The organism is Streptomyces sp. 8L, assembly GCF_020176795.1.
Taxonomy (GTDB): domain Bacteria; phylum Actinomycetota; class Actinomycetes; order Streptomycetales; family Streptomycetaceae; genus Streptomyces.
In genome coordinates, this window is record NZ_JAIUKE010000332.1 from 1 (window position 1) to 14,531 (window position 14,531).

The window sequence follows — 14,531 nt, forward strand, 5'->3', positions numbered from 1 at the left end:
CCCGCCCGCCGCGGGCCCGGGGGGGGGCGCGGGCGGGGGGGGGGGGGCCCGCGCCGGCCGGGGGGGGGGGCGGGGCGCCGGGGGGCGGGGGGGGGGGGGTCCCGGCGGGGCGGGGGGTGCTGGGGGTGCTAGGAGTGCTGGGAGTGCTAGGAGTGCTGGGAGTGCTATCTACGTGGGCCTCGTTGAACGAGAAGTCGACCACATGCCGGCACGTCTGCAGCACCATGGCGCCGAGCGCGAGCGCCCAGACGTCGTCGCCGCCGCGCGCGGCGCCGAGGGCGCGCCCCGCGTAGTACGCGTACTCCTTGGCGCGGTCGAAGGTGGCGTCGAGCCAGGCGCCGAGCGTGGAGTACTGGAGGGAGTAGCGGGCGAGCTGGCCGTCGGTGCAGTCCAGGACGAACGAGCAGTACAGGAGCACGCCCGCCGCGATGTAGCCGCCGCGGGTCCCGGTGGCCGCGCAGGCGGCGGCGATCACGGCGGTGATCAGGGACGCGGTGGTGACCTGGTTGGGCGTGAGGCCGCGGCGGGCGCACCAGCGCGCGATGTAGCGCGAGTAGGTGGAGACGAAGAACGTGGTGAAGAAGCCGTCGCGGGCCTTCACCGCGGACTTCAGCCGTACGGCCTCGTCGTCGACGGCGTCGACGGCGCGGCCCGCCTCGGCGCGCGCGGCGTCGTCCTCGGGGACGGCCGCCACCAGCGAGCCCAGCTCGGCGTGGTGCACGTCGGCGCCGCCGGCCTCCAGCGAGGCGGCGACCCGGTCGGCGAGCGCGCCGGTGCGCGGGGCGGCGGCCAGGTCCGTGCCGCCGCCCGAGCCGGGCGTCCCGGCGGCAGCGGCGTCATGGCCTGCGGCGGCCTCGTCCAGCGCGCGGACGAGGGCGGGGCGCGCCTCCGGCTTGGCGGTGACGGCACCCGCGGTGGCCGAGAGCGGGAACCTGGGGTCGGTCAGGGCGAGGCGCAGGGCGTGCGGGTGGCCGACGAACCGGGCGTCGACCAGGGCGACCCGGTCCCCGGCCGGGGTGCCGGCGAGCAGGCGCGCCGCGTCGGCGCCGTCCTGCGCGGAGCGGACGTCGAAGCCCAGGGACCGCAGATGGCCGTCGAGCGGCGATCCGGGCACCGGGGTACCTGTGAGGATGGCGGTCGACAGACGAACTCACTCCTTGGCACTGGCAGACGGGGTGCGCGGGCTGCCGCACGTCGGCAGAGGCTATCGGATGAACTGAAGACCGAGTTCACCGACCGTTTACGCCTCGGACGCCCGGCTCTGTCCGTCCGGACCGTCCGAACCGTCCGGGACCCGACGGCTGATACGCAGATCCCGCGGCTGATACGAGATCGCGGCTGATACGGGGCCCGACGGCTGATACGAGATCTTGCGGCTGATACGGGCCCCGCGGCCGGCGCGAGATCCCACGGCCGGCGCGCCGGGGCCCCGGTGCCCGGCTCTCCCGCCGCGCCCGGGCCCTGCCGCCTGCCTCTAGAGTGACGGCATGACGTGGCTGATCACAGGCGGAGCGGGCTACATCGGAGCCCATGTGGTGCGTTCCATGACCCTGGCGGGCGAACGGACCGTGGTGCTTGACGACCTCTCGACCGGCATCGCCGACCGGCTGCCCGGCGAGGTGCCGCTGGTGCGCGGCTCGGTCGCGGACGGGGAGCTGGTCCAGCGGGTCATCGCCGGGCACGGGGTGAGCGGCGTGGTGCACCTCGCCGGGAAGAAGCAGGTCGGCGAGTCGGTGGAGCAGCCGCTGCGGTACTACCGGGAGAACGTCGCGGGCCTGACGGCGCTGCTCGACGCGGTGGTGGCGGGGGGCGTGCGCGACTTCCTGTTCTCGTCGTCCGCCGCGGTGTACGGCAACCCGGTCGTCGGCGACGGCCGCATCACCGAGGAGACCCCGGCCGAGCCGATCAACCCGTACGGCGAGACGAAGCTCGTCGGTGAGTGGCTGGTGCGCGCCGCCGGCCGGGCGCACGGGCTGGCGACCGCCTGCCTGCGGTACTTCAACGTGGCGGGCGCGGCCTCCCCCGAGCTGTCCGACACGGGTGTCTTCAACATCGTGCCGATGTACTTCGACCGGATCAGCCGGGGCGAGGCGCCCCGGATCTTCGGCGCCGACTACCCGACCCCGGACGGCACGTGCGTCAGGGACTACATCCACGTCGCCGACCTGGCCGACGCGCACCTGGCCGTGGCGCGCTCGCTCCGGGCGCGCGGCGCCGGAGACCTGACCGTGAACATCGGGCGCGGCGAGGGCGTCTCGGTGCGGGAGCTGGCGGCCGTCGTGGCGGAGGTGACCGGCGACACCGCGGCCCCGGTCGTGGAGGGACGCCGTCCCGGCGACGCGCCCGCGGCCGTCGCGTCGCTCGACCGGATCACCTCGGAACTCGGCTGGACGGCCTCGCGCGGCGTACGCGAGATGGTGGAATCGGCCTGGGACGGATGGCGGCTGAGGCACCCCGCGACGGCGGTCGGATGATCTTCCCGGAGCGCTGACCTGCGAGCATTTCCGCAGGTCAGATGAGATGACAACGGTGTTCAGCGTCGTGTTGCCGGATACCCCCTGCCCGTAGTTCACTGACGTCGTCGGGACAGCGCCGCGGCCGGGGAGGTGGCCCATGGGGGCAGGGCACGATCACGGGCACAGCCACGCGCCGCCGGGCTCCACGGTCACCACCGGGTACCGCAGCCGGCTGCGGGTGGCCCTCGCCATCACCCTGACCGTCACCGCGGTCGAGATCGCGGGTGGCGTGGTCTCCGGGTCGCTCGCGCTGATCGCGGACGCGGGCCACATGGCGACGGACGCGCTGGGGCTCGGCATGGGGCTGCTCGCGATCCACTTCGCGGCGCGCCCCGCCGACGAGAGCCGGACGTTCGGATACGCCAGGGCGGAGATCCTGGCGGCCCTGGCCAACTGCCTGCTGCTGCTCGGCGTCGGCGCGTTCCTGCTGTACGAGGCCGTCGAGCGGTTCATCGAGCCGCCGGACACGCGCGGCGGCCTGACCATCGCGTTCGCGCTGGTCGGCCTGGTGGCCAACACGGTCTCGCTGTCGCTGCTGATGCGCGGCCAGCGGGAGAGCCTGAACGTGCGCGGCGCGTATCTGGAGGTGCTCGCGGACACCGTCGGGTCCTTCACCGTGCTGGTCTCGGCGGGCGTCATCCTCGCCACCGGGTGGCAGCTCGCGGACCCGGTCGCGTCCCTGCTGATCGGCGTGATGATCGTGCCGCGCGCGGTGAAGCTGCTGCGGGAGACGCTGGAGGTGCTGCTCGAGGCGGCGCCCAAGGGGGTGGATGTGGGAGAGGTACGGGCCCACATGCTCGCCATGCCGGGCGTGGCCGACGTGCACGACCTGCACGCCTGGACGATCACCTCGGGGATGCCGGTGCTCTCGGCGCACGTGGTCGTGGACCAGGACGCGCTGGACGCGGTGGGCCACGAGAAGATCCTCCACGACCTCCAGGGCTGCCTGGGCCACCACTTCGACGTGGAGCACTGCACCTTCCAGCTGGAGCCGGGCGGACACGCGGAGCACGAGGCGCGGCTCTGCCCCTGAGGGCGTGCGCCGCGCCACCCGGGCGGGCCGCGCGGCGCGCGAGCACCGCGCACGCCGTCCCCGCACCTCCGCACGCCCCGGGAGCGCCACGGCGGTGACGGTGTCCCCCGTGGCAATCGTGGGAATGGATCATGACCGCGCCCCCGAAGTGCGGGCACGGGGTGCTTGTACGGCAGACTTGGGGGCCGAGGCCCGAAGCGAAGGACGGTTATGCCGACCACACCAGTCACCACGGCGAACAGCGCGCAGGCAGGCGTACAGGAAACGATCATGCTGGAGCTCGTCGACGAGCAGGGCAGGACGATCGGCACCGCGGAGAAGCTCGCGGCGCACCAGGCACCCGGGCAGTTGCACCGGGCGTTCTCCGTGTTCCTCTTCGACGAGCAGGGCCGACTGCTGATCCAGCGCCGGGCGCTTTCCAAGTACCACTCCCCCGGCGTGTGGTCCAACACCTGCTGCGGCCACCCGTACCCGGGCGAGGCCCCATTCGCCGCCGCCGCCCGCCGTACGTTCGAGGAACTGGGTGTCTCCCCCTCGCTGATGGCGGAGGCCGGCACCGTCCGCTACAACCACCCGGACCCGGCGTCCGGTCTGGTGGAGCAGGAGTTCAACCACCTCTACGTGGGCATGGTGCAGGCCACGCCCGCACCCGACCCGCAGGAGATCGCGGAGTACGAGTTCGTCTCGCCCGCCGAGCTGGAGAAGCGGTGGTCGGAGGGTCCGTTCTCGGCCTGGTTCATGACCGTCCTGGACGCGGCGCGCCCGGCGGTCAGGGAGCTGACAGGGGCGCAGTCGGGCTGGTGAGCGGGAGCTCCGCCCACACCACCTTTCCGCCGCCGGCGGTGTGCTCGACGTCGCAGGCACCGCCGGCCTCGCGGGAGATCTCCTGCACGAGCAGCAGTCCGCGTCCGCCGGCCCTGCTCTGGTCGCGCTCCAGCGGCTTCGGCCGGTAGGGGTGGCCGTCCTCGACGGACACCTTGAGCCGGTCGGCGCCGACGGCCACCTCGACGCCGACCTCGGGCGAGAGGACCGCCGCGTGGCGTACGGCGTTGGTGACCAGTTCGGAGACGATCAGCAGGACCATCTGCACGAGGTCCTCGTCGGCGGGGACCGCCTGGCGCACCAGCAGGTCGCGGACGGCGTGCCGCGCCCGTGGCACGGACGCGTCCACGGCGGGGGCGGTGAAGCGCCACACCCCCTCGTACGGCAGTGGCCGGACCGGAACACTCCCGCGGCTCTCCATCCTGCGGCACCCACCCTCGGCTCGTTCCCCGTTGTCCTTCCGCGACACGAGTGTTGGCCCGGGGTGGGGCGCGGTGGGGCACTGAACGCAAGTCAGCGGCTATCGGCGTTTGCTGACCGCGAAAGCACGAAAAAGCCGCACGGACGACCGTCCGCACTCGCATTGTGTTCGCAAACGTCCGTTGTCGGGACAAGCGGGAGCGGCACGCGCATCCGGCATACTCCGGCGGCAGCCCGTGCCGTCTCCCCCGCGCCGGAACCGGCCCCCGCCGAGGGGCCGGGGGCGGGGCATCCGCGGCCGATCCGTACGGAGAACGACGCGCGAACCCCCTGTCGCGACCGCGACTGTCCGAGCCACCTGCCACAATGCAGAGCGCGTAACGGACACACAAGCGGAGCGTGACAGTGACGACGTCCATCGAAGGCAGGATCGCCGGGGAACTCGGCGTACGGGAGCGGCAGGTCGAGGCGGCCGTGGCGCTGCTCGACGGCGGCTCGACCGTCCCGTTCATCGCGCGCTACCGCAAGGAAGCGACCGAGATGCTCGACGACGCGCAGCTGCGGACCCTGGAGGAGCGGCTGCGCTATCTGCGCGAACTGGAGGAGCGCCGCACGGCGGTCCTGGAGTCGGTGCGCGAACAGGGCAAGCTGGACGACGAGCTGGAGACCCGGCTGCGGGCCGCCGACACCAAGGCCCGTCTGGAGGACATCTATCTGCCCTTCAAGCCCAAGCGGCGCACCAAGGCGCAGATCGCCCGCGAGGCCGGACTCGAACCGCTCGCCGAGGGCCTGCTCGGCGACCCGTCGGCCGAACCGGCCGCTGCGGCGGCCCCGTTCGTCGACGCGGACAAGGGCGTGGCCGACGTGGCGGCGGCCCTTGAGGGCGCCCGGGCCATCCTGACGGAGCGGTTCTCGGAGGACGCCGACCTGATCGGCGAGGTCCGCGAGCGGATGTGGACGCACGGCAGGCTGGCCGCGAAGGTCCGCGAGGGCAAGGAGGAGGCGGGCGCCAAGTTCGCCGACTACTTCGACTTCTCCGAGCCGTTCACGGAACTGCCGTCGCACCGGGTGCTCGCGATGTTCCGCGGTGAGAAGGAGGAGATCCTCGACCTCACCATGGAGCCGGAGGAGCCGTCCGGCGAGCCGGGCCCGAGCACGTACGAGAACATGATCGCGCGGCGCTTCGGGATCGCGGACCGGGGGCGGCCCGCCGACAAGTGGCTTGCCGACACGGTGCGCTGGGCGTGGCGCACCCGGGTCCTCGTCCATCTCGGCATCGACCTGCGGCTGCGGCTGCGCACCGCCGCCGAGGACGAGGCGGTGCGCGTCTTCGCGTCGAACCTGCGCGACCTGCTCCTCGCCGCCCCCGCGGGCACCCGCGCGACTCTGGGCCTCGACCCCGGTTTCCGTACGGGCGTGAAGGTCGCCGTGGTGGACGCGACGGGGAAAGTCGTCGCGACGGACACGATCTACCCGCACGTGCCCGCCAACAAGTGGGACGCGGCGCTCGCCACCCTCGCGAAGCTCGCGAAGGAGCACGCGGTCGAGCTGATCGCGATCGGCAACGGGACGGCGTCCCGCGAGACCGACAAGCTCGCCGAGCAGCTCATCGCCGGGCACCCGGAGCTGAAGCTCACCAGGGTGATGGTGTCGGAGGCGGGCGCGTCGGTGTATTCGGCGTCCGCTTTCGCCTCGCAGGAACTGCCGGGCATGGACGTGTCGCTGCGCGGCGCGGTCTCCATCGCGCGCAGGCTCCAGGACCCGCTGGCCGAGCTGGTCAAGATCGATCCGAAGTCGATCGGCGTGGGCCAGTACCAGCACGACCTGTCCGAGGTGAAGCTGTCGCGCTCGCTGGACGCGGTCGTCGAGGACTGCGTCAACGGTGTCGGGGTGGACGTGAACACCGCCTCGGCCCCGCTGCTGTCGCGGGTCTCCGGCATCAGCTCGGGCCTCGCGGAGAACATCGTCAACCACCGTGACACGCATGGCCCGTTCAGCTCGCGCAAGGCTCTCAAGGACGTGGCGCGGCTCGGCCCGAAGGCGTATGAGCAGTGTGCGGGCTTCCTGCGCATCCGCGAGGGCGAGGACCCGCTGGACGCCTCCAGCGTGCACCCCGAGTCGTACCCGGTGGTGCGGACGATGGTGAAGACGACAGGCACCGAGGTCGCCGCCCTGATCGGCAACACCTCGGTGCTGCGGTCGCTGAGGCCGGGCGATTTCGTGAACGACGCGGTCGGCCTGCCGACGGTCACGGACATCCTGCGCGAGCTGGAGAAGCCGGGGCGCGACCCGCGGCCGGCGTTCAAGACGGCCACGTTCAAGGAGGGCGTCGAGAAGATCGGCGACCTGTCCCCCGAGATGATCCTGGAGGGCGTGGTCACCAATGTGGCAGCCTTCGGCGCGTTCGTGGACATCGGCGTGCACCAGGACGGCCTGGTGCACGTGTCCGCCATGTCGCGGACGTTCGTGAAGGACCCGCGTGACGTGGTGAAGTCGGGCGATGTGGTCCGGGTCAAGGTGCTCGACGTGGACATCCCGCGCAAGCGGATCTCGCTGACACTCCGGCTGGACGACGAGCCGGCCGCGACGGCGGGCCGCGCCGAGGGCGGCGGCCGGGAGCGTGCCAAGGGCGCGGGCGGTCGCGCGCCGCAGCAGCGCCAGGGCGGCGGGCGCGACCGGCGCGGTGGCGCGCCGCGGGGCGGCGGCGGCCAGGGTGCCGGCGGTGGGGGCAACGGCGGCGGCCAGCGCCGCCAGGCGCCCGCGCCCGCCAACAGCGCCATGGCGGACGCGCTGCGCCGCGCGGGGCTCCTCGGCAAGGAGCGCTGAGAAGGGAACACCACACGCCCCCGGAAGAACGCGGAACGGGTGGCGATGAGCGGGAACGAGGGGTGGGGGGGGGGGGGGGGGGGGGGGGGGGGGGGGGGGGGGGGGCGGGGCGGGGGGGGGGGGGGGGGGGGGGGGGGGGGCCCGGCGCCGCGGCGGGCGCGGCGCGGGGGGGGCGGGGGGGCGGGCGGGGCCGGGCCCGCGGCCCCCCCCGGCCCCCCCCCCCCCCCCCCCCCCCCCCCCCCCCCCCCCCCCCCCCCCCCCCCCCCGCCGCGTGAAGGAAGCGTGACCGATCCCACCGCGGCACGCGTGTCCCGGAGAACCCCGGGTAGCCGGACTGTGCGGTACCCAACGGGACCTGGCGGAAGGGGACTTTCATGGCGAGCTATACATCCGGCGGCGCCTCGCACGGCGCGGCGGCACACTCCGGGCGGGGCGGCCTGGGGACCGCGGCCCTCGTCCTCGGCATCATCGGTGTGGTGCTGTCGTGGTACTGGCCGGTGGGGCTGGTCCTCGGTGTGCTCGCGGTGGTCTTCGGTGTGGTGGGACGCAGGCGCGTGCTGCGCGGTGAGGCCACCAACGCCGGAACGGCCAAGGCGGGCTTGGTCCTCGGCATCGTCGGGCTCGTCCTGACCGCGATCTTCGTCGCCTTCGTCGTGTCGCACCTGAGGTGACGTCGGCGGCGCCACAACCCCTCGCACCGGGCGGGACGAGGGAGAGGGCCGTGTCACGCGTGCGGGTCAGCGCTCCGTGACACGGCCCTCGCGCACGTCGAGCCGCCGTGTGGTGCGCACAGCGGTCAGCATCCTGCGGTCGTGGGTGACCAGCAGCAGTGTGCCGTCGTAGGAGTCGAGGGCCGATTCCAGCTGCTCGATGGCCGCGAGGTCGAGGTGGTTGGTCGGCTCGTCCAGGACCAGCAGGTTGACCCCCCTGCCCTGGAGGAGGGCGAGTGCGGCGCGGGTCCTCTCCCCCGGCGACAGGGTGGTGGCCGGACGCGTCAGGTGGTCCGATTTCAGCCCGAACTTGGCGAGCAGGGTGCGCAGTTCGACGGGCTCGGTATCGGGTACGGCCGCGCGGAAGGCGTCCAGCAGGGTGTCCGTACCGAGGAACAGCCGCCGCGCCTGGTCGACTTCGCCCACCACGACACCCGAGCCGAGTGTGGCGAGGCCCGCGTCCAGCGGGACCCGGCCGAGCAGTGCGCCGAGCAGTGTGGTCTTCCCCGACCCGTTGGGCCCGGTGATGGCGACGCGGTCCGTCCGGTCGATCTGGAGGGTGACGGGTCCGAGGCGGAAGGCGCCCCGGCGCACCTCGGCGCCGTTGAGGGTCGCGACGACCGCGCCCGAGCGGTCGGCCGCGGCGATCTCCATCCGCAGCTCCCACTCCTTGCGCGGCTCCTCCACCACGTCCAGGCGCTCGATCAGCCGCTCCGTCTGCCGGGCCTTCGCGGCCTGTTTCTCGGTGGCCTCGGTGCGGAACTTGCGGCCGATCTTGTCGTTGTCGGGCGCCTTCCTGCGCGCGTTCTTGACGCCCTTCTCCATCCACGCCCGCTGGGTGAGGGCGCGCGTCTGGAGGGAGGACCGCCGGTCGGCGTACTCCTCGTACTCCTCGCGGGCATGCCTGCGTGCCCTCTCGCGCTCTTCCAGATAGGCCTCGTAGCCGCCGCCGTAGAGCGCGGTCCGCTGCTGGGCCAGGTCGAGTTCGAGGACCTTGGTGGCGGTGCGGGCCAGGAACTCGCGGTCGTGGCTGACGACGACGGTGCCCGCGCGCAGGCCGCGCACGAACTGCTCGAGGCGTTCGAGGCCGTCCAGGTCGAGGTCGTTGGTGGGCTCGTCCAGGAGGAAGACGTCGTAGCGGGAGAGCAGCAGCGAGGCGAGTGACGCGCGGGCGGCCTGGCCGCCGGAGAGCGTGGTCATCGGCTGGTCGGGGCCGACGGTCAGGCCGAGGGCCGCCGCGGTCTCCTCGGCGCGCTCCTCCAGATCGGCGCCGCCGAGTGCGAGCCACCGCTCCAGGCTCGCCGCGTACGCGTCGTCCGCGCCCGGCGCGGCCTCCACCAGCGCGTCCGTGGCCGCGTCCAGCGCCAGCTGCGCGTCCGCGACGCCGGTGCGGCGCGCGAGGAACGTCCGTACGCTCTCGCCCGGGCGTCTCTCCGGCTCCTGGGGCAGGTGGCCCACCGTCGCGGTCGGCGGGGACAGGGAGAGCGTGCCCTCCTCCGGTGTGTCGAGTCCCGCCAGCAGGCGCAGGAGGGTCGACTTGCCGGCGCCGTTGACACCGACGAGCCCGATCACATCGCCGGGCGCGACGACGAGATCGAGACCGGAGAACAGGGAGCGCGCCCCATGACCTGCGGCGAGGGCTTTGGCTACGAGCGTGGCAGTCATCAGGCGGACGATCCTAACGGGCGTACGCGGCGCCGGCAGCCGGATATCCGCGCGGCCCGGCCCGATCATGGGCGGCCACAGGAACTAGGCTGTCCCGCATCCCCAGCCGAGGAGCGCACCGTGCCCGACACGTCCCCGCAGGTCCCCGCCGGGTCGGGACCACCGTCAGGTCTCCGCCCGACGCTGGAGGCCGTCGCGGCACGCGCGGGCGTCTCACGTGCGACGGTCTCCCGGGTGGTCAACGGCAGCACCGGCGTGCGCCCGTCGCTGGCCGACAAGGTGCACCGGGCCGTCGAGGAGCTCGGGTACGTCCCGAACCACGCGGCGCGCACGCTGGTCACGCGGCGCACCGGGGCGGTGGCCGTGATCATCCCCGAGCCCGAGGTACGGATCTTCTCCGACCCGTTCTTCTTCCGCCAGATCCGCGGCATCAGCAAGGAACTCACGGCGAACGACACCCAGTTGGTGCTGATGCTGGTGGAGGCGAGCGGCGACTTCGACCGGGTGTCGCGCTATCTCGCCGGCGGCCACGTCGACGGCGCGCTGGCGTTCTCGCTGCACACCGAGGACCCGATCCCCGCCATCACACGGCGGGCCGGCATCCCGACGGTGTACGGCGGACGCCCGGTGTGGACGGCGGCGCCCGACCGGCAGGCCGTGCCGTACGTGGACGCGGACAACAGGGACGGCGCGCGCGTGGCCGTCCAGCTCCTGCGCGACCTGGGCCGCACCCGGATCGCGCACATCGCGGGACCGCTCGACCAGACGTCGGGCACGGACCGGCTCGACGGCTACCGGGACGCGCTCGGCACGTCGTACGACGGCACGCTGCTCGCGCAGGGCGCGTTCACACCGGAGAGCGGGGCGCGCGCGATGGCGGAGCTGCTGGAGCGCAGGCCCGATCTGGACGCGGTGTTCGCGGCGAACGACCTGATGGCGTCCGGCGCGCTGCGCGTCCTCAAGGAGCGGGGCCGCCGGGTCCCCGACGATGTGGCGCTGGTGGGCTTCGACGACATGGACTCGGTGGCGGAGTCGACCGACCCCCCGCTGACGACCGTACGGCAGGACGTGGAGGGGCAGGGCCGGCTGATGGCTCGGCTGCTGCTGCGGGGTCTTGAGACGGGCGGGAGCCTTGTGGCGGAGGACGGTGCGGACGGCCCGCCGGCGACGGCGCCCGACGGTGACTCGGTGATCATGCGGACGGCGCTGGTGCGGCGGCCCACGGCCTGACCGCGCGCCCGCCGGGCCGCCCGCGGCGGACGGGGCTTCCCCCGCGGGCCGCGGTCCGGCGATACTGCCGGGACGAAGTGCCCGGGACGGGGACGTACGGCGGAAGGCGGGGCGCGGCGATGGCGGGCCGGGGCGCCGGGGCGGACGAGGACGGCGGACGGCGGACGTTCACCGTGGACGAGCTCGCGGCACGGGCCGGGGTGAGCGTGCGGACGGTGCGGTTCTACTCGACGCGCGGCCTGCTGCCGCCACCGGAGCTGGGCCCGCGCAGGGTCGGCCGCTACGGTCCCGGGCACCTGTCGAGGCTCGCGCTGATCGAGGAGTTGCGGGGCCAGGGGATGACGCTCGCGGCGATCGAGCGGTACGTGGACCGGCTGCCGGCCGGCCTGGACGCGCACGGCCTCGCGATCCACCGGGCGCTCGTCTCCTCCTGGGCCCCCGGCAAGGCGGAGCGTGCGACGCGCGGCGAGCTGGAGCGCAGGGCGGGACGGGCGCTGGCCGACGACGACGTCGAACGGCTGACGGCGATGGGCGCGCTGACGGTGGCGTCCGACGCGCCCGGTGAATTCCTGGTGGACCCGGGGCTGTTGCGCCTGGGGGTGGAACTGCTGGACGTGCCGATCGCACGCGAGACGATCCTCGCGGCCCGCGCGGTGCTGCTGGAGCACACGAGGGCGGCGGCCCACGAACTGACGCGTCTCTTCCGCGACGACGTGTGGGAGCCCTACCGGGATGACGACGAGGACGCCGACGACCGGGCCGCCGCGCTGCGCTCCCTGTCCGAGCCCCTGCGGCCTGTGGTGTTGCAGGCGCTGGTGACGGCGTTCCAGCGGTCCCTCACGGCGGAACTGCGGGACCTCGCGGGCGAGGCGGACCCTCCTCCGGCACCGTGACCCGTTCCGTGCCGGGGGGGCGGGCGCCGGGTCACGGGCCCCGACCGAGGCCCGAGGCCCGAGGTCCGGGTCGGCCGATCCCCCGCGGTCCGTCCCGCGCCCCACATCCGGCGCACCCGGGCAGACCGACCCGCCGCCCGTCCCGGGGCCGCACCTCCCACGCACCCGGGCCGTCACTCGGTGCCGCTCACCCGTCGGTGAAGGTCTCCCCCCGTTCCGCCTTGGCCGTCAGGGCGGCCGGGGGCTCGAACCGTGCGCCGTAGCGCTCCGCCAGTTCCCCGGCGCGGGCCACGAAGCCGGGCAGGCCGCCCTCGTACCCGTTGATGTACTGGAGGACACCGCCGGTCCACGCGGGGAATCCGATGCCGAGCAGCGAGCCGACGTTGGCGTCGGCGACGGAGGTGAGGACGCCCTCGTCCAGACAGCGGACGGCGTCGAGCGCCTCCGCGAAGAGCATCCGCTCCCGCAGGTCGTCGAACGGGATCTCCACGCCCTCCCCGGTGAAGTGTTCGCGCAGCCCGGGCCACAGCCGGGTGCGGGCACCGTCAGGACCGTACTCGTAGAACCCGGCACCCGCCGACCTGCCGCCCCGGCCGAAGTCGTCGACCATCCGGTCCACGACGGCGTCGGCGGGGTGCGGGGCCCAGACACCGCCCGCGTCCTCGACGGCACGCCGTGCCTCGCCGCGGATCTTCCGCGGCAGGGTCAGCGTCAGCTCGTCCATCAGGGCGAGCACCTTGGCCGGGTAGCCGGCCTGCGCCGCCGCCTGCTCGACGGACGCGGGCTCGATGCCCTCGCCGACCATCGCGACGCCCTCGTTGAGGAACTGCCCGATGACCCGCGAGGTGAAGAACCCGCGCGAGTCGCCCACGACGACCGGCGTCTTGCGGATCTGGCGGACCAGGTCGAAGGCGCGGGCGAGTGCCGCGTCGCCGGTCTCCCGGCCCTTGATGATCTCGACCAGCGGCATCCTGTCGACGGGCGAGAAGAAGTGCAGGCCGACGAAGTCCGCCGGGCGGTCGACGCCCCCGGCGAGCTCCGTGATGGGCAGGGTTGAGGTGTTGGAGCACAGCAGCGCGTCGGGCGCGACGACCTCCTGAGCCTCCTGGAACACCTTGTGCTTGAGCGCGGTGTCCTCGAAGACGGCCTCGATGACGGCGTCGCAGCCCGCCAGGTCGGCCAGGTCCCCGGTGGGGGTGATCCGGCCGAGGACGAGGTCGCGTTCCGCCTCAGTCGTACGTCCCCTTGCCACGGCCTTGGCGAGCAGTCTCGCCGCGTGGTCCCTGCCCTTCCCGGCGGCCTCGCGGCTGACGTCCTTGAGCACGACGTCGAGGCCGGCGCGGGCGCAGGCGTGGGCGATGCCCGCGCCCATCATCCCGGCACCGAGCACGGCGACCCTGCGGACCGTGCCCCGGGGGATGTCCGCGGGCCTGCTCGCACCGGAGTTGACGGCCTGGAGGTCGAAGAAGAACCCCTGGATCATGTTCTTCGCGGTCTGCCCGGTCGCCAGGCCCGCGAAGTAGCGCGACTCGATCGCCTGGGCCGTGTCGAAGTCCACCTGGCAGCCCTCGACGGCCGCCGCGAGGATGTCGCGGGGCGCGGGCAGCGGTGCGCCGGAGGTCTGCTTCTTCAGGGTGGCGGGGGGGGCCGGCAGGGTCGCGGCGAAGCGCGGGTCCGCGGGGGTGCCGCCGGGCAGGCGGTAGCCCGGTGTGTCCCACGGCTGGTGGGACTCGGGGTGCGCGTCGATGTAGGCGTGCGCCCTGGCGAACATGGACTCGCGCGTCTCGGCGACCTCGTGCACGAGACCGGCGTCGAGGGCCCGGCGCGGCGTGTAGCGGGTGCCCTGGAGAAGCACCTTCAGCAGCGCGTCGGCCACGCCGAGCAGCCGCACGGTGCGTACGACCCCGCCCGAGCCCGGCAGCAGGCCGAGCGTGACTTCGGGCAGCCCGATGCGCGAGCCGGGTGCGTCCAGCGCGACGCGGTGGTGGCAGGCGAGCGCGATCTCGTAACCGCCGCCGAGCGCGGCGCCGTTGAGGGCGGCGACAACGGGCTTGCCGAGTGTCTCGATGCGGCGCAGGGCGCGTTTCATCTCCATGCCGCGCTCGAAGACCTGCTGCGCGTGGTGCGGGCGGAGTTGGATGAGTTCCCTGAGTTCGCCGCCCGCGAAGAAGGTCTTCTTCGCGGAGGTGAAGATGACGCCGCGCACGGTGTCCCGTTCGGCCTCGATACGGTCGGCGACGGCGCCGAGCGACGCGCGGAACGCGTCGTTCATGGTGTTGGCGGACTGGCCGGGGTCGTCGAGGACGAGGGTGACGACGCCGGTCTCGTCCTGCTCCCAGCGGATGGTGGTGGACTCGCTCATGCTGCGGCTCCGTTGCGGACGTGTGGGGGTGACGGTAGGGGGCGGGCCCGGCGG

The 14,531-nt window shown here is 73.8% G+C and carries 11 protein-coding genes; 7 read left to right on the forward strand and 4 right to left on the reverse strand.

What is annotated here, in order from left to right; genetic code table 11:
• On the reverse strand, positions 1-1,144 hold a 1,144-nt coding region (locus LCE31_RS25090), incomplete at its 3' end, for a CDP-alcohol phosphatidyltransferase family protein (RefSeq protein WP_225017896.1).
• Between the two features lie 343 nt (positions 1,145-1,487).
• On the opposite strand from LCE31_RS25090, the gene galE reads away from it, so the two are divergent.
• The 3 genes from galE (at position 1,488) to idi (ending at position 4,353) form a co-directional block, all read left to right on the forward strand.
• Positions 1,488-2,474 carry a UDP-glucose 4-epimerase GalE gene (gene galE, locus LCE31_RS25095; protein ID WP_225017878.1) on the forward strand — a complete coding sequence of 329 codons (987 nt, stop codon included), beginning with the start codon at positions 1,488-1,490 and terminating at the stop codon, positions 2,472-2,474.
• A gap of 139 nt (positions 2,475-2,613) precedes the next feature.
• Positions 2,614-3,549 carry a cation diffusion facilitator family transporter gene (locus LCE31_RS25100; RefSeq protein ID WP_225017880.1) on the forward strand — a complete coding sequence of 312 codons (936 nt, stop codon included), beginning with the start codon at positions 2,614-2,616 and terminating at the stop codon, positions 3,547-3,549.
• 210 nt (positions 3,550-3,759) lie between these two features.
• On the forward strand, positions 3,760-4,353 hold the full coding sequence (gene idi / locus LCE31_RS25105; RefSeq protein WP_225017882.1) for an isopentenyl-diphosphate Delta-isomerase: 594 nt from the start codon (positions 3,760-3,762) through the stop codon (positions 4,351-4,353).
• Here the strand turns inward: idi and LCE31_RS25110 are convergent.
• On the reverse strand, positions 4,319-4,792 hold the full coding sequence (locus LCE31_RS25110) for an ATP-binding protein (protein WP_225017884.1): 474 nt from the start codon (positions 4,790-4,792) through the stop codon (positions 4,319-4,321). The two genes, idi and LCE31_RS25110, sit on opposite strands and share 35 nt — an antisense overlap.
• Before the next feature lie 404 nt (positions 4,793-5,196).
• Between LCE31_RS25110 and LCE31_RS25115 the strand changes: the two genes are divergently transcribed.
• Together LCE31_RS25115 and LCE31_RS25120 are read left to right on the forward strand one after the other, a co-directional pair.
• Entirely contained in the window at positions 5,197-7,617 is a 2,421-nt protein-coding gene (locus LCE31_RS25115; RefSeq protein ID WP_225017899.1) for a Tex family protein, read from the forward strand.
• 374 nt (positions 7,618-7,991) lie between these two features.
• Positions 7,992-8,288: a DUF4190 domain-containing protein gene (locus LCE31_RS25120; RefSeq protein ID WP_225017886.1), complete on the forward strand. Its 297-nt coding sequence runs from the start codon at positions 7,992-7,994 to the stop codon at positions 8,286-8,288.
• A gap of 66 nt (positions 8,289-8,354) precedes the next feature.
• On the opposite strand, the gene LCE31_RS25125 is transcribed toward LCE31_RS25120, so the two are convergent.
• Positions 8,355-9,992: an ABC-F family ATP-binding cassette domain-containing protein gene (locus LCE31_RS25125; RefSeq protein ID WP_225017888.1), complete on the reverse strand. Its 1,638-nt coding sequence runs from the start codon at positions 9,990-9,992 to the stop codon at positions 8,355-8,357.
• Between the two features lie 120 nt (positions 9,993-10,112).
• Here LCE31_RS25125 and LCE31_RS25130 point away from each other — a divergent pair, with 120 nt between their 5' ends.
• Together LCE31_RS25130 and LCE31_RS25135 are read left to right on the forward strand one after the other, a co-directional pair.
• A complete protein-coding gene (locus LCE31_RS25130) occupies positions 10,113-11,222 on the forward strand; it encodes a LacI family DNA-binding transcriptional regulator (RefSeq protein WP_225017890.1) in 1,110 nt (369 codons plus the stop codon).
• A gap of 119 nt (positions 11,223-11,341) precedes the next feature.
• On the forward strand, positions 11,342-12,115 hold the full coding sequence (locus tag LCE31_RS25135) for a MerR family transcriptional regulator (RefSeq protein WP_225017892.1): 774 nt from the start codon (positions 11,342-11,344) through the stop codon (positions 12,113-12,115).
• 187 nt (positions 12,116-12,302) lie between these two features.
• Here LCE31_RS25135 and LCE31_RS25140 read toward each other — a convergent pair whose 3' ends face one another.
• Positions 12,303-14,477: a 3-hydroxyacyl-CoA dehydrogenase NAD-binding domain-containing protein gene (locus tag LCE31_RS25140; RefSeq protein ID WP_225017894.1), complete on the reverse strand. Its 2,175-nt coding sequence runs from the start codon at positions 14,475-14,477 to the stop codon at positions 12,303-12,305.
• Between the last annotated feature and the right edge of the window lie 54 nt (positions 14,478-14,531).